The sequence below is a fragment of the Cryobacterium breve genome (assembly GCF_027594785.1).
In the GTDB taxonomy this organism is placed as follows: Bacteria; Actinomycetota; Actinomycetes; order Actinomycetales; family Microbacteriaceae; genus Cryobacterium; species Cryobacterium breve_A.
The window spans coordinates 3281552-3299289 of the sequence record NZ_CP075584.1; the positions used below are offsets into that span (position 1 = coordinate 3281552).

Annotated in this window: 10 protein-coding genes and 5 pseudogenes; 9 read left to right on the plus strand and 6 right to left on the minus strand. The window is 69.6% G+C overall.

Annotation, left to right across the window (positions count from 1 at the left end):
• Positions 1–207 (plus strand): annotated as a pseudogene (locus tag KIV56_RS16000) (YidH family protein); the annotation flags it as partial.
• A gap of 13 nt (positions 208–220) precedes the next feature.
• Positions 221–349 (plus strand): hypothetical protein, encoded by a 129-nt coding sequence (locus KIV56_RS16005; protein WP_432432643.1) that lies wholly within the window; start codon positions 221–223, stop codon positions 347–349.
• On the opposite strand, the gene KIV56_RS16010 is transcribed toward KIV56_RS16005, so the two are convergent.
• Together KIV56_RS16010 and KIV56_RS16015 are read right to left on the minus strand one after the other, a co-directional pair.
• The gene (locus KIV56_RS16010) at positions 346–735 is read right to left on the minus strand and encodes a TraR/DksA family transcriptional regulator (protein WP_281534215.1); all 390 of its coding nucleotides are present in this window, start codon (positions 733–735) and stop codon (positions 346–348) included. The two genes, KIV56_RS16005 and KIV56_RS16010, sit on opposite strands and share 4 nt — an antisense overlap.
• A 170-nt stretch (positions 736–905) precedes the next feature.
• Positions 906–2507 carry a molybdopterin-dependent oxidoreductase gene (locus tag KIV56_RS16015; RefSeq protein WP_281534216.1) on the minus strand — a complete coding sequence of 534 codons (1602 nt, stop codon included), beginning with the start codon at positions 2505–2507 and terminating at the stop codon, positions 906–908.
• Positions 2508–2656: 149 nt separating this feature from the next.
• Here KIV56_RS16015 and KIV56_RS16020 point away from each other — a divergent pair.
• The 3 genes and pseudogenes from KIV56_RS16020 (at position 2657) to KIV56_RS19960 (ending at position 6327) form a co-directional block, all read left to right on the plus strand.
• Positions 2657–5159 (plus strand): annotated as a pseudogene (locus KIV56_RS16020) (DEAD/DEAH box helicase).
• 114 nt (positions 5160–5273) lie between these two features.
• A pseudogene (locus KIV56_RS19955) lies at positions 5274–5813 on the plus strand (Gfo/Idh/MocA family oxidoreductase); the annotation flags it as partial.
• A 94-nt stretch (positions 5814–5907) separates the two neighbouring features.
• Positions 5908–6327 (plus strand): Gfo/Idh/MocA family oxidoreductase, encoded by a 420-nt coding sequence (locus KIV56_RS19960; RefSeq protein WP_348648578.1) that lies wholly within the window; start codon positions 5908–5910, stop codon positions 6325–6327.
• A 425-nt stretch (positions 6328–6752) separates the two neighbouring features.
• Here KIV56_RS19960 and KIV56_RS16030 read toward each other — a convergent pair.
• Positions 6753–8130 (minus strand): annotated as a pseudogene (locus tag KIV56_RS16030) (L-serine ammonia-lyase).
• 206 nt (positions 8131–8336) lie between these two features.
• On the opposite strand from KIV56_RS16030, the gene KIV56_RS16035 reads away from it, so the two are divergent.
• Entirely contained in the window at positions 8337–9521 is a 1185-nt protein-coding gene (locus tag KIV56_RS16035) for an FAD-dependent oxidoreductase (protein ID WP_281534217.1), read from the plus strand.
• A 215-nt stretch (positions 9522–9736) separates the two neighbouring features.
• Here KIV56_RS16035 and KIV56_RS16040 read toward each other — a convergent pair.
• The 3 genes and pseudogenes from KIV56_RS16040 to KIV56_RS16050 form a co-directional block, all read right to left on the minus strand.
• Positions 9737–10760, minus strand: a pseudogene (locus KIV56_RS16040) (YeiH family protein).
• A 273-nt stretch (positions 10761–11033) separates the two neighbouring features.
• Complete coding sequence (locus KIV56_RS16045) at positions 11034–12134, minus strand: fatty acid desaturase family protein (protein ID WP_134448201.1); 1101 nt, start codon at positions 12132–12134, stop codon at positions 11034–11036.
• A gap of 223 nt (positions 12135–12357) precedes the next feature.
• The gene (locus KIV56_RS16050; RefSeq protein WP_281534218.1) at positions 12358–14028 is read right to left on the minus strand and encodes a dolichyl-phosphate-mannose--protein mannosyltransferase; all 1671 of its coding nucleotides are present in this window, start codon (positions 14026–14028) and stop codon (positions 12358–12360) included.
• A gap of 51 nt (positions 14029–14079) precedes the next feature.
• Here KIV56_RS16050 and rsmI point away from each other — a divergent pair, with 51 nt between their 5' ends.
• The 3 genes from rsmI (at position 14080) to KIV56_RS16065 (ending at position 17600) form a co-directional block, all read left to right on the plus strand.
• Positions 14080–14943, plus strand: a complete 864-nt coding sequence (gene rsmI / locus KIV56_RS16055; RefSeq protein ID WP_281534219.1) for a 16S rRNA (cytidine(1402)-2'-O)-methyltransferase — start codon at positions 14080–14082, stop codon at positions 14941–14943.
• A 169-nt stretch (positions 14944–15112) separates the two neighbouring features.
• A complete protein-coding gene (metG, locus tag KIV56_RS16060) occupies positions 15113–16675 on the plus strand; it encodes a methionine--tRNA ligase (protein WP_281534220.1) in 1563 nt (520 codons plus the stop codon).
• The gene (locus KIV56_RS16065; protein WP_281534221.1) at positions 16668–17600 is read left to right on the plus strand and encodes a TatD family hydrolase; all 933 of its coding nucleotides are present in this window, start codon (positions 16668–16670) and stop codon (positions 17598–17600) included. The genes metG and KIV56_RS16065 overlap by 8 nt, the downstream gene beginning before the upstream one ends.
• Positions 17601–17738 lie beyond the last annotated feature (138 nt).

The window sequence follows — 17738 nt, forward strand, 5'->3', positions numbered from 1 at the left end:
ATACCCGAAGTACGGTTTCCCCGGTCGGTCTACGGACACGGCCGGGAACCGGACCCCCGGTTCAGCCTCGCCAACGAGCGCACCTTCCTCGCCTGGATCCGCACGGCGCTCGCCCTCCTCGCGGTCGGCGTGCTCGCGCCCGTGCACGCCTGGCTGAACTGGAGCCGGATCGAACGACGCCGAGCATCCGTTCGACCCCGGACTGCAGCCCGAACGGACCCTGCTCGCGTGGCAGCGCACGGTGCTCGCGCTCGCCGTCGCCGTGGCGGCCGGAGTGCGGTTCGCGGCGCCGCTCGTGGGTGTCGTGGCCGTCGTCTACCGTCGGCATGCGCTGCTCCCGCGCTGCTAGCGCGCCCCGGCCTCGACCTCGCGGGCGCAGTCGATGCAGAGCTCCGCAGCCGGACGGGCCTCGAGCCGTTCGTGGCTGATCGGCTCGCCGCGGCGCACGCAGAGGCCGTACGCGCCCTCGCGGATCCGGGAGAGGGCGCGGTCGATCGCCGCGGACTTCGCAGCGAGCTCGCTGTGCACCCCCGACATCCGGGACCACTCCATCGTGAGCGTCGGGCCGTCGGGGTCGTGCTCGTCGTCGTCGGTGCCGCTGTTGCGGGCGTCGAGCACCCCGGAGAGGGTCTGGTCCATGCGGCCCATGGCCAGGAAGGCGTCGTGGCGTTCCTCGAGGAGAAGGCGCTCGAAGTGCCGGAGCTCTGCGGCGGTGAAGTTGGCTTGGGTGCGCATGATAGGTCCTTTCGCGCTGAGGCGGTCCCTGGAACGGGCAGCCAGAATGTTCTGACGAGAATACGCCCGGCATTCCGGGCTGTCTCGGGGCTTGCGCAGCGGTGCACAACGTGCACAGACCTGCCTCGGTGAAGGGGGGTCGCCTCGAAGGGCGGGTGGAGCCGCGGCCCCTACTTGATTGTGACGGTGACCTCGTCGAGACCCGTCGCACCGTCGGGAATGACGTCCTGGCGGACATCCGTCTGGACAAGGCCGGCGGCATCCGTCGCCCGGACCCGGAGGGTGTGCGAGCCGGCCGTCGCAGGCCACGACCACGTCCACTGGCGCCAGGTATCGGCCGAGATCGCCGCTGCGAGGGTCGCCTCTTCCCAGGCGCCGCCGTCGACCTGCACCTGCACCCCGCGGATGCCGGTGTGCTGGGCCCACGCGACACCCGCGACGGTCACTGTTCCGGCTCCGGCCCTGGCGCCCGAGCGCGGCACGTCGATCCGGGAGGACAGCTTGACCGGGCCCCGCTCGGACCAGCCGCGGTCGGTCCAGTACGCGGTGTGCTGGTCGAACCGGGTGACGTTGAGTTCGACGACCCACTTCGTGGCCGACACGTAGCCGTAGAGGCCGGGCACGACCAGCCGCACCGGGTAGCCGTGCTCGAGCGGGAGCGGGACACCGTTCATGCCCACGGCGAGAATCGCGTTGCGGTTCTCGTCGGTGAGGACCTCGAGAGGGGTGCTCGCGGTCCAGCCGTCCTGGCTGCGGGAGAGCACCATGTCGGCGCCCGCGGTCGGCACGGCCCGGGCGAGCAGGTTCCGGATCGGGTAGCCGAGCCAGGTCGCGTTGCCGATCAAGTCGCCGCCGACCGGGTTCGAGACGCACATCAGGGTGGTCGTGCTCTCCTCGAGGGGCAGGGCGAGCAGGTCGGCGAAGCTCATTTCGACCTCGTTCTCGACCATCCCGGTGACCTTGAGCGACCACGTGCTCGGGTCGATCCGGGGCACCTGGAGGGCGGTGTCGATCCGGTAGAAGTCCGCGTTGGCGGTGATGAGCGGCGAGATGCCGTCCACGGCGACGGATGCCGCAGGCGGGATCGCGGGCGCGGTGACGGAGGGCGCGGGCAGGGTGAAGAGCGCGCGGGCGGCATCCGCTGCCCGGGTGCCTGCGGACACGACCTGCCCGATCACCAGGGCTACCGCGCCGAGGGCCGCGCTCGTGCCCGTGTATGCGAGGAAACGCCGGCGGTCCACGGTGGCGCCGCCCGGCCCAGTGTGTGCCGGTGCGGGTGCCGTTTCGGCGCGGAGCCGGGTGATCAGCACGGTGAGAAGCACGGCCGCGACGACCATCGCGACGACACCGGGAAGCGCGTCGAGGGTCGAGGCGCTCGACCTGCTGAGCACGGCGAAGACGGCGAGGCCACCCGCCGCGACCGTGAGCACCCGCCCGAGCGGCGGGCGCACGAGTTCGAGCATCCCGGCCGCCGCGGCGAGCACGGCGGCGCCGAGGGCGAGGGTAACGATCAGCACGGTCTTGTCGTTCGTGCCGAACAGGGCGATGACGAGTTCCTTCACCCAGCCGGGCACAAGGTCGATCACGAGGGCGCCGACGGCGAGGACCGGGCTGCCGGCCGGCGCGAGCAGGGCGGCGGCCAGCTCGCCGGCGCCGAGCCCGGCGAGGGCGGCCGCGATCCCGGCGAGGGCGGCGAGTCCGGTGCGGCCGCGGTTCCCGGTCTTGCGCGCGCGGGAACCAGGGGAGGGCGTGCGCGTGTCGGGGCCGGTCATCCGTTCAGCCTAGGGCGGCCGCGCGGGGGCGCGCCCGCGCATTCCTTACGATTCGCTGGTGGTTTTGCCAGAGCTTCGCCAGCCCGTTCCCTCCTGCGCCCGGCCTTCCGGAGGCAACGACCAGCGCGATAGGGCAGGATCGAAGGATCATGGCAACTCTGAGCGCCCTCCCGTCCGTCACCGATCCCGATGCCCTCTTCGCGGCGTTCGAAGGGTGGGCGACCGACCAGGGCCTCTCGCTGTATCCCGCCCAGGAGGAAGCGCTGATCGAGATCGTCTCGGGGGCGAACCTGATCCTGAGCACCCCGACGGGCACCGGAAAGTCGCTCGTCGCGGTGGGCGCGCACTTCGCCGCACTCTCCGCCGGCAAGCGCAGCTTCTACACCGCGCCGATCAAGGCGCTCGTGAGCGAGAAATTCTTCTCCCTCGTCGAGATCTTCGGTGCGGAGAACGTCGGGATGATGACCGGGGACTCCTCGGTCAACTCGGACGCCCCGATCATCTGCTGCACGGCCGAGATCCTCGCGAACCTCGCCCTCCGCAGCGGCGAGGACACCCAGGTCGACCAGGTCGTGATGGACGAGTTTCACTTCTACGGCGACCCCGACCGCGGCTGGGCGTGGCAGGTGCCGCTCCTGCTGCTGCCCCGGGTGCAGTTCATCCTGATGAGCGCGACCCTCGGCGACGTGACCGAGATCGCCGACGACCTCGCCCGCCGCACCGGCCGCACGGTCGCGGTCGTCACCGGAGTCGAACGCCCGGTCCCGCTCAACTACTACTACGAGACCACGCCCGTGCACGAGACCGTCGAGGACCTGCTGAAGACCGGCCAGGCGCCCGTCTACATCGTGCACTTCTCCCAGGCCGCCGCGCTCGAGCGCGCGCAGGCGCTCTCGAGCGTCAAGGTCGCGACCAAGGAGCAGAAGGAAGCGATCGCGGAGCCTGATCGGCGAGTTCCGGTTCACGACGAGCTTCGGCAAGACCCTGTCCAGGCTGATTCGGATGGGCATCGGCGTGCACCACGCCGGCATGCTGCCGAAGTACCGGCGTCTCGTCGAACAGCTCGCCCAGCGCGGCCTGCTCCGGGTGATCTGCGGCACCGACACCCTCGGGGTCGGCATCAACGTGCCGATCCGAACGGTGCTCTTCACCGCGCTGACCAAGTACGACGGCGTCAAGATGCGCCAGGCTCAACGCGCGCGAGTTCCGCCAGATCGCCGGGCGCGCCGGCCGGGCCGGCTACGACACCGCCGGAACGGTCGTGATCCAGGCGCCCGACCACGAGACCGAGAACCTCAAGGCGATCGAGAAGGCCGGGGACGACCCGAAGAAGAAGCGCAAGATCATCCGCAAGAAGGCGCCGGAGGGCTTCGTCTCCTGGGGCGAGCCCTCGTTCCAGCGCCTCGTCAACGCCGAGCCGGAGACAATGCACTCGAGCATGCAGATGACCGCTGCGATGCTGATCAACGTGATCGGCCGCGGCGGAGACGCCTTCTCGCACGTCTACGAGCTCGTCTTCGACAACCACGAACCGTGGAAGCGCCAGCTCGCACACGCCCGTCGTGCCCTCGGCATCTACAAGACGCTGCGCGCGGCCGGGATCGTCGAGCAGAGCGCGAGCGGCGACATCCGCCTGACCGTGGACCTGCAGCCGAACTTCGCCCTCAACCAGCCGCTCTCCCCATTCGCGCTCGCCGCGTTCGACCTGCTCGACCCCGAGTCGCCGACCTACGCGCTCGACATGATGTCCATCGTCGAGGCGACCCTCGACGACCCGCGCCCGGTGCTGATGGGCCAGCAGTTCGCTGCCCGCGGCGAGGCCGTCAACGCGATGAAGCGCGAGGGCATCGAGTACGACGAGCGGATGGCCCTGCTCGAGGAGATCACCTGGCCGAAGCCCCTCGAGGAGCCTGCTGACCTACACCTTCACGACCTACAAGGAATCGCAGCCGTGGATCGCGGACTCTCGAGCTCAGCCCCAAGACCGTCGTGCGCGACATGTACGAACGGGCGATGTCGTTCGGCGAGTTCATCGCGTTCTACAAGCTCGCCCGTTCAGAGGGCGTCGTGCTGCGCTACCTGTCCGACGCCTACCGGGCCGCCCGGCAGACCATCCCGGACGAGGCCAAGACCGAGGACCTGCTCGACCTGATCGAGTGGCTCGGTGAACTCGTGCGCCAGGTCGACTCGAGCCTCCTCGACGAGTGGGAGGAGCTCATCCACCCCGACCTCGAGGCGCACGAAGCCGGCGCCGTCTCGGTGCTGCCGCCGCCCCCGCGCCGGCTCACCACGAACGTGCGCGCCTTCCGGATCCTCGTGCGCAACGAGTTGTTCCGGCGCGTTCAGCTCGCGGCGCTCGAGAACTACGACGCGCTCGGCGAGCTCGACCGCGAGCACGGCTTCACGGCGGATGCCTGGGGCGACGCCATGGACGGCTACTTCGCCGAACACGACGAGGTTCTGACCGGCGCGAACGCGCGCGGCTCCGGCATGCTGATCCTCGACGAGGGCGCAACGGAGTGGACCGTGCGGCAGATCCTCGACGACCCGGCGGGCGACCACGACTGGGGGATCAGCGCGACGATCGACCTCGCCGAATCGGACGAACTCGGCGCCGCGCACGTGCGGGTCACTGCGGTCAACCGGCTCTGAGGCAGGGCAGGGCAGGGCAGGGCTCGTGCTCGGCTCGGCTCGGTCGGGCCGGTGCCGGGTCGGGCGCCGCGGCGGCGGCGGGCGGCCGGTGCCCCGCGGAGTAGCGTGGGAGGCATGAGTGCAGCAGAGATCATCGCCCGCCCGATCCGATCCGCCGTGATCGGCTTCGGTCTCTCCGGGAGGGTGTTCCATAGCCCGTTCCTCGCCGCGAACCCCGAATTCTCCCTCGACGCGATCGTCACGGGCGATCCCGTGCGGCGCCAGCAGGCGGCAGAGACCTATCCGGGCGTACGCCTGATGCACACCGTCGACGAGCTCATCGCCGCCGCGGACGACCTCGACCTCGTCGTGATCGGCTCCCCGCCGGGCACCCACGTGGAACTCGCCCATGCCGCGCTCGACGCGGGCCTCGCCGTCGTCATCGACAAGCCGTTCGCCCCGACGAGCATCGCCGGCCAGGGCCTCATCGAGAAGGCCAAACGGCTCGGCCTGCTGCTCACCGTTTTCCAGAACCGGCGCTGGGACGGCGACTTCCTGACCCTGAAGGCGCTCATCTCTGAGGGCGCCCTCGGCGAGGTGCGGCACTTCGAGTCACGGTTCGAGTTCTGGCGCCCGACACCCTCGGCCAAGGCGTGGAAGGCGAGCGCAGGCGTCCGTGAGGGCGGCGGGATCCTTTTCGACCTCGGCGCGCACCTGATCGACCAGGCCCTGCAGGCTCTTCGGGCCGATCGACAACGTCTACGCCGAGATCGCGACCCGCGTTCCCGGCGGGAACGCCGACGACGACACCTTCGTGTCACTGCACCACGGTTCGGGGGTGCGGTCGCACCTGTGGATGAACGGGACGGCCGCCCAGGTCGGGCCGCGCTTCCACGTGCTGGGCTCTGAGTCCGGGTACACGAAGTGGGGCCTCGACGGCCAGGAGGCCACGCTGGCCGCCGGCGCGCTTCCGACGGATGCCGGCTTCGGCATCGAACACGAGTCGGCCTGGGGCATGCTCGGGCTCGACGGCGCCCAGCACGCGGTGCCCACGGAACCCGGCGACTACGCGGCCTTCTACCGGGGAGTCGCCGACTCACTGCTACGCGGCGCGCCCGCTCCCGTCGACCCGGAGGACTCGCTCCGCGTGGTCGGGATCATCGAACGGATCTTCCGCCAGACCCGGTAGGCGGCATCCGCCGGCCAGGCCATCGGGCGTAAGCATCGAGCGCTGGTGTTGCGCCGTTCCGCGGGTGGTTCACCACGCGCGAAGCGGCGGAACACCGGCGCTCGGTGCAGGGGATGACCGCTTAAAGCAAGCGACCGGCCCCGGCCGGACCGGTCGAACGTGTGCTCGCCCGCGCATCACGTTCTTCTGGTCCGACCGATGCCGGTCAGCTTCAGTGCCCCAACACGTTAGGACTGGTTGTACTCTCGTTCACCGAGATGAACGAGCGGTGTGGATTGCCTGAACGAGGGGTGCGGATTTCCGAGCCTCTCATCCGGCGGCAGGACCACCCTCACGTGCGAAGCTTCCGGTCCGGTGCGTGCGGCCTGTGGGTGCCGTGTCCAGGTGCGGGGAATCCCGTGCGAAATCGCCCGGAATCCGCCGGGTCAGCATTCGATTACGTTGACGGCGAGACCACCCTCGCTTGTCTCCTTGTACTTGGTCATCATGTCGAGTCCGGTCTGGCGCATCGTCTCGATGACGGTGTCGAGGGAGACGAGGTGAGTGCCGTCGCCGTGCAGGGCGAGACGGGCGGCGGAGACCGCCGTCGACGACGCGATCGCGTTGCGCTCGATGCACGGCACCTGCACGAGGCCGCCGACCGGGTCGCAGGTGAGCCCGAGGTGGTGCTCCATCGCGATCTCGGCGGCGTTCTCGACCTGGCGCGGGGTGCCGCCGAGCACAGCGCAGAGCGCGCCGGAGGCCATGGCGCACGCGGATCCGACCTCGGCCTGGCAGCCGCCCTCCGCGCCGGAGATGGAGGCGTTGGCCTTCACCAGTGAACCGATCGCGGCCGCCGTGAGCAGGTAACGGCGGATGCCCGCAGCATTCGCCCCGGGGACGAAACGCAGGTAGTAGTGCCCGACCGCGGGGATGATGCCCGCCGCGCCATTGGTCGGGGCCGTGACGACGCGGCCGCCTGAGGCGTTCTCCTCGTTGACCGCGAGGGCGAAGGCGTGCAGCCACTCGGTCGAGGTGTCCCGTTCACGCAGGGGGAGCAGTTCATATTCCTCGAGCTGCATGCGAATGGCCGCGGCCCGGCGCTTGACCTTCAGGCCACCGGGAAGGGTACCGGCCGTGGCCAGTCCGGCCTCGACGCAGACGTGCATAGCGTCCCAGATCGCGTCGAGCCCGGCGTCGAGCGCTTCGGCCCCGTGAATGGACTCCTCGTTCTCGCGGGCGATCGCGGCGATGTCGACCCCGCGGGCGTCGCACAGTGCGAGCAGGCTCTGCGCTCGAGTCGTAGTCCATCGGCCGGGGAGACGCCGCCGGCGGGATCATCGGGTCGCCCTCGCGGCGGATGAAGCCGCCCCCGATCGAGTACCAGGTCTCCTCGAGCAGGGGGAGGGCATCCGTCGCCGACCACGCCTGCAGGGTGAGCGCGTTGGGGTGGCCGGGCAGCCGGGTGCGCGGTTCGAAGCGGATGTCGCCGTGTTCCACGGAGATCTCATGCCGGCCATCGAGGAGAAGCGTTGCACCCTCGCCCAGGCCCGCCCAGGTGCCGTGCACGGCGGCCGGGTCGCACGACTCGGCGTGCAGGCCGGTGAGGCCGGCGAGGACAGCGTCCGGGGTGCCATGGCCGAGCCCGGTCGATCCGAGCGACCCGTAGAGAGAGCAGTTCACCCGGGTGACCTCGCCGAGGCGGCCGCCTTCGGTGAGGTGCGCGGCGAAGGCGCGGGCGGCCCGCATCGGGCCGACGGTATGGGAGCTGGAGGGGCCGATCCCGATGGAGAACAGGTCGAGGGCCGAGACATACGCGGACATCAGTCCATCGTAGGCGCGTCGGCCGCCCTCGTCCGGGGGCGCGCGGCCGCCGCTCCCGTGTACCCCCGCGCCTGTTGGGTGCTGAGGTGTCGCAGATCGACGTTCAGGGGCGCCGCGAACGTCGATCTGCGACACCTCACCCGTGTCTGTGACGCTGGACGACATGTCGAGGCGGGCAGGCGCACCGGTGCTGGCAGGATGGGCGCATGAGCCTCGGATCAGTTGGACACACCGCGCCCATCGAGCGCGTCGACACCGTCGTGATCGGCGGCGGCGCGATGGGATCGGCGACAGCCTGGCAGCTCGCCCGGCGCGGGCTCCCCGTACTCCTGCTCGAGCGTTTCGAACCGGGACACAAGAACGGCGCCTCCCACGGCGCATCGCGCAACTTCAACACGGCGTACGCCGACCCGACCTACGTCGGCATGCTCGCCGAGGCCGTACCCCTCTGGCGCGAGCTCGAGGCCGAGTCCGAGACCGCGGTCTTCGACCAGGTCGGCGTGGTCAACCACGGGCCGAACCCGGCGTTCGACGACGTCGCCGACGCACTGCGTTCGGCGGGGCTCGGGGCCGAGTTCCTCTCTCCGGAGGCGGCGGGGGAGCGCTGGCCGGGCATCCGCTTCGACGGCCGGGTGCTGCACAACCCCGACGCCGGGCGGATCAACGCGGATGCGGCGGTGTCGGCGCTGCAGGGGGCCGCGGCATCCTCTGGGGCGGAGATCCGTCACGGTGTGCGGGTACTGCGGGTCGAGGTACTCGGGGACGACCGGGTGCGCGTGATGACGGAAAGCAGTGTCATCGAAGCGCGACACGTCGTCGTCACCGTCGGAGCGTGGACGTCCGGGCTGCTGAATGGCGTGGTCTCGGTGCCGCGGCTGCGGGTGACGCAGGAACAGCCGGCGCACTTCGCGCTGCGCGGCACTGCGACGCAGGACTGGCCCGGCTTCAACCACGCCCGCGACACCGCCAACCCGGACTACGGGTACTGGTACTCCCCGGTCTACGGCATGCACACCCCGGGAGAGGGGATCAAGGCCGGCTGGCACGGCGTCGGTCCGGTCACCGACCCCGACCGGCGCAGCTTCCTGCCCGAGCCCGTGCAGCTTGCGTCCTTGCAGCGCTATGTTCGCGAATGGCTGCCCGGTGCCGACGCGGATGTGCTCGTGCCGGTCAGCTGCACGTACACGACGACGCCCGACGAGGACTTCGTGCTCGACCGGGTCGGGCCCGTCACCGTCGGTGCCGGCTTCAGCGGGCACGGGTTCAAGTTCACGCCCACGGTCGGGAGGATCCTCGCGGACCTGGCCACGGATGCCGCGGCCGCGCCGCCCCGTTTCGCCCTGTCCCGCACGCCCAACGCCGGCCCGGGCGGCTGGCTCGCCCGCGGCTGATGCGCCGCGCGCGCCCCTGCGCGCCCGCACGGCACCCGCGCTCGCGGCACCCGCGCTCGCGGCACCCGCGAGAGTACACTTTTGGCCCTTTAAACTCGCGGTTTAAAGGGCCAAAAGTGTACTCTCGCGGGACCCGAAGCGTGCGACAGGTGATATGTCTGCGGCGCGACCCGACCTGCGCGAACCGAGGCGGTCGACCCGCAGCCCGCGACCGGTCAGGCGATGAGGACGGCGCCGTAGGCGAGGGCGGCGATGAGCGCCCAGGAACCGAGGCCGACCGTCAGTGCACGTCCGCCGGTGCGCACGAGCACCCTGAGCCTGCACCGCCGCGCCGAGGCCGAAGAGCGCTGTCGCGAGGAAATACGTCTGCAGGGTGTCCGCGACGAGGAGCACCCCGTCGGGCACCGGCACGAGGGTGCGGAGCATCACGGCAGCCACAAAGCCAACGACGAAAAGCGGAACGATCGGGGGATGCCGCGTCGTGGCATCCGTGCCGCTGCGGAGAGGCATCGCATTCGAGGTCGAGGCTGCCTCGAGGCCGTCTCTGCGGCGCTCCTGCAGGGACACGCCGGCGACGATCGGCGCGAGCATGAGCACCCGGGTCAGCTTGACGACGATCGCCACGGCGAGGGCGGCCGGCCCGGCGACCTGCGCCGTGGCGACGACCTGGCCGACATCGTGCACGCTCGCGCCGACCCACTGACCGTACTGAAGGGCGTCGAGGCCGAGCGGATGCCACAGGGCGGGCAGGACCGCGATCGCGAGGGTACCGCAGAGGGTGACGAGGGCGATCGGTGTGGCGGTGTCGTCATCGTCCGCGTGCACGACGGCACTCATGGCGCCGATCGCGGACGCGCCGCAGACCGAGAATCCAGTAGCGATCAGCAGGGGCTGCTGCCCGGGCAAGCCGATCCTGCGACCGAACCACAGCGTGCCGAAGAAGGTGAGAACGACGATCGCGACGGTCGTCGCGATGGTCACCCAGCCGAGGCCGAGGATGTCAACGAGGCTGAGCTTGAGGCCGAGCAGCACGATTCCGAGGCGCATGATGCGCTTGGAGGCGACCGAGAGGCCCGGTGCGAGCACTCCGGTGAGCTGCCGGCGCGCGACCGGCAGCTGGCCGGCGACGATTCCGAACACCACGGCGGCCGTGAGCAACGGGACTCCGGGCACGAGGGCGTGCACGAGCCCGGCAAGGAGTGCGGCGGCGACCGCGACGAGCACGCCTGGCAGCCACATGGATCCGAGCCTACTCCGACGTCGTCCGCGCCCCGAGTCGTTCGCGCGCCAACTGCGCCGGTGCGCTCCGCGCACGCCTGGCGCGCAGCGGCGCAGGTAGCGCGCGAAGCTGCGCACCTGGCGCGAAGCTGCGCACCTGGCGCGAAGCTGCGCACGTGGCGCGTGTGGCGGCGGCGTTTAACGACGGAACCGCCACGTTCCGGGCGGGCACGGGGCCCGGCGGAGCGTGACGGTTCGGCGGCAGGTTACGACGTGGGCCGCAGCTGCTGAGGTTTAGCGGTGGTGGAACCGCGCGACCATGGGGCAGTCGAACGGGTCGCGGGCGGCGAGGCCGACCGTGTTGAGGTACTCGATGACGATCCCGTACGACTGGAACAGACCCGTCTCCGTGTAGAGGATGTTGTGCGACTGGCAGTATTCCTTGGTGATCTCCTGCGCCTTGCGCAGGTGCGGGCGGGCCATGTTCGGGAACAGGTGGTGCTCGACCTGGTAGTTCAGGCCGCCCATGAAGGTGTCCATGAAGGTGCCGCCGCGGATGTTGCGCGAGGTCAGGACCTGGCGGCGCAGGAAGTCGACCTTGCTGTCGTGGGGGAGCTGCGGCATCCCCTTGTGGTTCGGGGCGAAGGATGCGCCCATGTAGACCCCGAAGACGGCGAGCTGCACTCCGATGAAGGCGAAGGCCATGCCGAGCGGCAGGAAGTAGAAGATCACGGCGACGTAGAGCACAATGCGGGTCGTCAGCATGCTGATCTCGAGCCAGCGCTTGTCGACCTTGCCCCGGCCGAAGACGGTGCGGAAGCCCTGGACGTGCAGGTTGAAGCCCTCGGCCATCAGGAGCGGGAAGAACAGGTAGCCCTGCTTGCGCGTGACGAACGAGCCGAGCCAGGACACCTTCGCGGCGTCCTCCTCGCGGAAGACGATGAAGTCGGGGTCGATGTCGGGGTCTTTGCCGATCACGTTCGGGTTGGCGTGGTGACGGCTGTGCTTGTTCATCCACCAGGCGTAGCTGATGCCGACGAACAGGTTCGCGAGGATGCGGCCGGCCTTGTCGTTGGCGGGGCCGGACTCGAACACCTGGCGGTGCGAGGCCTCGTGGGCGAGGAACGCGAACTGGGTGAGGATGATGCCGAGCACGCCGGCGATGATCAGCTGGTACCAGCTGTCGCCGAGAAGCACGAAACCGGTGCCGAGGCCCGCGGTTGCGAGGATGAGCATGCCGAAGACGAACCAGTAGAACCCGGTCGCGCGCTTCAGGAGGCCCAGGTTGCGCACGGTGTGCAGCAGCGAGGAGTACTCGGTGGTGGGATTCTTCGAGTCGCCACCCCGACGGGTCTTGACGATGCGCACCGTGGGTGCGACGGATGCTTCCGACATGAGGCCTTTGGTTTGGATCTGGACTTCTCAGTCGGTTCTGGAGCAATCACTCGTGGTGCAGATAGAAGTATCCTACGGGCGCACCCCCGGTCCGTGGGTCGGATTCACAACCGTTTCCCAGTCGCTATATGGCCCAAACGGCATATGAAGAGTCCTCAAATCGCCGAAACGGCACGAAACCGCGGGTTCTCCTTCGCCCGGAATTCCGGGGAACCGGACGCGGCTAGCGCCAGCTCGGCAGCCAAATATGCATCTGCCAGAACGAGAACGAGATTTGCATTCCCGTCCAGAGTGGATAGAAGAAGGCGCTGACCAGCACCGCAGCCACGAGGTAGCCGATCAGCACGCGGATGCCGACGGTCCGGTCGCTTTCCCGCGCCGCGACATCCGTTCGTAGTTCGGTGCTCGTCAGTTGGGTCGCCCGCTCCGAATGCTGAGGTTCGCTGGCCGCGAGTCCGGTCGCAAGTCCGGGCGCAAGTCCGGGCGTGCGACCCTGAGCCAGCGCAGAGGCGGCCACGACCCCTCCGGTGCCGGGGGCGAGCCCGAGCAGGAGGCCGATCACGAAGGTGAGCGCGAGGATCAGGTACGGCTCGAAGGCGATGGAGTAGAACTGGAAGACCGTGCGGCCCGTGTACATCAGCCAGGGCAGGTACCCGGCGACCATGCCCATCAGGATGAGGCCCACCCGCCATTCCCGGTACCGGGCGAGACGATAGACGAGGTAGAGCACCGCGGCGGCCCCGGCCCACCAGATCAGCGGGTTGGCGATCTCGGTGATTGCCTCTGAGCACGTCGAGAAACTGCAGGTGCCCTCTCCGGCGGCCGACGACTGGTAGTACATGCTCGTCGGGCGCACCATGAACAGCCAGGTCAGTGGGTTCGACTGGTACGGGTGCGGGGTGACGAGGCCGACGTGATAGGTGTACGCGGCGACCTGGTAGTGCCAGAAACTCTGGACGGCATGCGGCACCCAGGCGAATGCCCCGGTCCAGGCCGTCTCGGGGGAGTCGGCCCAGGTGCGGTAGAAGCCGCCCTTGGTGACGAACCAGCCCGTCCACGAGCTGAGGAAGGTCGCGATCGCGATCGGCACCATCAGCAGGAAGTTGATCGGACCCTGCTTGAGGATGGCGGCGCTCGCCCAGAACGGAACGCCGGCCCGGCGACGGGCGAGGGCGTCCACGACCACGACGTACACGCCGAACGCGGCGAGGAAATACAGGCCCGACCACTTGACGCTCATGGTCAGCCCGAAGGCGAGGCCCGCGGCGAGCAGCCACGGCCGCCACCAGAGCGCAGGGCCCCAGCCGGGCCACTCGCCGGACTCCGCCCGCTTCGCCATCCAGGCGGCGAGGCGGGTCGCGTGCCAGTCCCGGTCGAGCAGGATCGCCCCGAAGCCGAGCAGCGCGAAGAACATCACATAGTTGTCGAGCAGCGCCACCCGGCTCATCACGATCGCGTTGCCGTCGATCGCGAACAGGAACCCGCCGATGACCGCGAGGAGGGTCGAGCCGAACAGCTTCTTGATGATGAGCATGAGCAGCACCACCGCGAGGATGCCGATCACGGCGGTCACGATGCGCCAACCCCAGCTGTTCTCCGGACCGAACGCGGCCATCCCGAGCGAGATCAGCCACTTTCCGAGCGGCGGATGCACGACGAACGAGCCGATGTCCGTGAAGATGTTCGCGTTGCCGTTGGCGAAGATCTCGTCGGCCTTGTCCGGCCAGGTGGACTCGTAGCCGTTGTTGAAGAGGCTCCAGGCGTCCTTGACGTAGAAGGTCTCGTCGAAGACCAGAGCGTGCGGGGAGCCGAGGTTCCAGAGGCGGAGGACTGCGGCCAGCACGACCACGAACAGGGGGCCGGCCCACGGGAACCAGCGGCGTATGAGGAGCACGCTGACCATCGTAGTGAGCGGTGGTTATGCGCGGACTGCGAGACTGGGGGAATGATCATCCTCGCTGCCACCCCGATCGGTAACCTCGGCGACGTCTCGCGCCGGCTGGTCGAGGCGCTCACGACCGCCACGGTCATCGCGGCGGAGGACACCCGCGTCACCGTGCACCTGCTCAAGGCCCTCGGGATCGAGAACCGTCCGCAGCTGATCAGCCTGCACGACCACAACGAACGGGTGAAGGCGGCCGAGCTCGTCGAGCTCGCCCGCGACACCGACCTGCTCGTGCTGAGCGACGCCGGCATGCCGACCGTTTCCGACCCCGGGTTCCACCTCGTCGACGCCGCCGTCGCCGCGGGCGTCACGGTCACCGTGCTGCCCGGCCCGTCCGCCGTGCTCACCGCCCTCGCCGTCTCCGGGCTCCCGACCGACCGGTTCACCTTCGAGGGCTTCCTGCCCCGCAAGCACGGTGACCGGATGTCTGCCCTGCGCGAGGTGGCCGACGAACGCCGCACCATGGTCTTCTTCGAATCGCCGAACCGGCTCGCCGCCTCGCTTGTCGACCTCGCGGAGGTGCTCGGCGCCGACCGCCGCGTCGTCGTCTGCCGTGAGCTCACCAAGTTCTTCGAGGAGGTCAAGCGCGGGACCGCCGCCGAACTGGCCGAGTGGGCCGCGGCGGGAGTCAAGGGCGAGATCGCGATCGTCGTCGCCGGGGCCGAGAAGCGCGTTCTCGACCTCGCGACCGGGGTCGCCGAGGTGCTCGCGCTGGTCGCGGCCGGCGCCCGGCTCAAGGAGGCCGCCGCCGACGTGTCCGCCGTCTCCGGCCTCGGCAAGCGTGACCTCTACGAGGCCGCCCTTGCGCAGAAGCCGGGTGGGCGTGCGCCGGCCGCGCCGCAGCATCCGCCCCTGCCGTTCTGACTCGCCTCGTAACCAATTCGACGGAGATTTTAGGTTTTCGGCACCTGGGAACGCGTTTGAACCGGTTCAGAACCGAAAAACTCCGTCGAATTCGTTAGGCCGGTTTGCCGCCCGGGAGGCGGGACGTAACCCGGCCCGGGGTCTCCGCTGCTCCCAATAGACTGGGGGCATGTCCGCCGGAGCATCCTTTTACATCACCACGCCCATTTTCTATGTGAATGATGTGCCCCACATCGGTCACGCGTACACGGAAGTGGCCGCGGACCTCCTCGCGCGCTGGCACCGGCAGGCCGGCGAAGACGCCTGGCTGCTCACCGGAACCGACGAGCACGGCCAGAAGATCCTGCGCACCGCGACCGCGAACGGCGTCACCCCGAAGGAGTGGGCAGACCGCCTCGTCGAGACCGCGTGGAAGCCGCTGCTCAAGACCGTCGACATCAAGAACGACGACTTCATCCGCACGACCGACGAACGCCACGAGGTCAACGCGCAGAAATTCCTGCAGCACCTCTACGACGCCGGCCACATCTACACGGGCGAGTACGAGGGCTTCTACTGCGTCGGCTGCGAGGAGTACAAGCAGCCGAGCGACCTGATCGAGGGCACCGGCGAGTTCATCGGCCAGCAGGTCTGCGCCATCCACTCCCTCCCGGTCGAGCTGCTGCACGAGAAGAACTACTTCTTTCGGATGAGCACCTTCGCCGACCGCCTGCTTGCGCTCTACGAGGACGACCCCGACTTCGTGCAGCCCGCAGCCGCCCGTAACGAGGTCATCTCCTTCGTGAAGCAGGGGCTCTCCGACCTGTCGATCTCGCGCTCGAGCTTCGACTGGGGCATCAAGGTGCCGTGGGACGACAGCCACGTCGTCTACGTCTGGTTCGATGCGCTGCTCAACTACATCACCGCCGCCGGCTACGGCCAGGACGACGAGCGCTTCTCGAGGCTCTGGCCGGCCACGCACATCGTCGGCAAGGACATCCTCCGGTTCCACGCCGTGATCTGGCCTGCCATGCTGATGGCCGCCGGGCTCCCGGTGCCGCGCCGGGTCTTCGGCCACGGCTGGCTGCTCGTCGGCGGCGAGAAGATGAGCAAGTCCAAGCTCACCGGCATCGCCCCGAGCCAGATCACCGACACCTTCGGCTCCGACGCGTTCCGGTACTACTTCATGCGCGCCATCAGCTTCGGCCAGGACGGCTCGTTCTCCTGGGAGGACCTCTCGGCCCGGTACCAGTCCGAGCTCGCGAACGGCTTCGGCAACCTCGCGTCCCGCGTCATCGCCATGGTCGTGCGCTACTGCGACGGCGAAATCCCGGTCACGACCGCCTTCACCGACGCGGACGCGGCCATCCGGGCCACCGAGATCCGGGTGACGGATGCCGCGGGCGAGGCCATCTCCCGCCTCGCGATCCACGAGGCGATCGCATCCGTGTGGGAACTCGTCGACGAGCTCAACGGTTACATCACGACCCAGGAGCCGTGGGGACTTGCCAAGGACCCCGCAGACCGCGACCGGCTCGACGCCGTGCTGTTCACTGCCGTGCGCGGCCTCGGCACGCTCGCCGTGTTGCTGTCCCCGGTCGTTCCCGAGGCGTGCGCGAAGCTCTGGTCCGCCCTCGGCGGCGAAGGCCTCGTCACCGACCAGCGCATCGACCGCGCCTGGGAGTGGACCGGCGGCACCCACGTCTCCCCGCTCGAGGCGCTGTTCCCGCGCATCGAGGCGACGGTTGGCTAACGAACCCGTCCGCCAGCGTGAACAGACCGCCGGACGCGACCTGAGCTACCCGGCACCGCCGGAGCCGCTCCCCGTGCCGGTGTACGACAACCACACCCACCTCGAGATCAGCGACGGCGAGCATCCGCTGAGCCTCTCCGAACAGCTCGACCGGGCCGTGAGCGTGGGCGTGCAGGGCGTGATCCAGGTCGGCGGCGACAGGGAGACCTCCCGCTGGTCGGCCGAGGCCGCCGCGAGCGAACCGCGGATGCTCGCGGCCGTCGCGATCCACCCGAACGAAGCCCCCGACTACGAGCAGGCCGGCACGCTCGACGACGCCCTCGCGGAGATCAGCGAGCTCGCCGGGCGCCCCCGGGTCGTCGCGATCGGCGAAACCGGGCTCGACTTCTTCCGCACCGGGCCCGAGGGCCTCGCCGCGCAGTACCGCAGCTTCGAGGCGCACATCGAGATCGCCAAGCAGAACGGCCTCGCCCTGCAGATCCACGACCGCAACGCTCACGCCGAGGTCATCGCGACCCTCCTGCGGGTCGGCGCGCCCGAGCGGACGGTGTTCCACTGCTTCTCCGGCGACGCCGAGATGGCCGCCATCTGCGCCGAACACGGCTGGTACCTCTCCTTCGCCGGCAACGTCACCTTCAAGAACGCCGGCATGCTCCGGTCCGCGCTCGCTGCGGCTCCCCGTGAGCTGCTGCTCGTCGAGACGGATGCCCCCTTCCTCACCCCCGCGCCCTTCCGCGGACGCCCCAACGCGCCGTACCTGCTGCCGCACACCCTGCGCGCGATGGCCAACCACCTCGAAACGGATGTCGCCATGCTGGCCACCCAGATCTCCACCACCACCGAACGCGTCTACGGGCGCTGGGACGCCGAACCCGTCGTACCGGCGCCGGCCGCGCCAAGCGTCAGCCTCGGGGGATTCCAGTGAGCGACGCCGAGAACCTCCCCGTGACCCCGGCCACGGATGCCGCGACGCCGACCAGCGATGCACCTGGCGAGCCCAACGGTTCCGCCGGACCCGGGGCATCCGCCGCGCCCACCCCGCGCTCGCTGCTCGGCCCGGCCG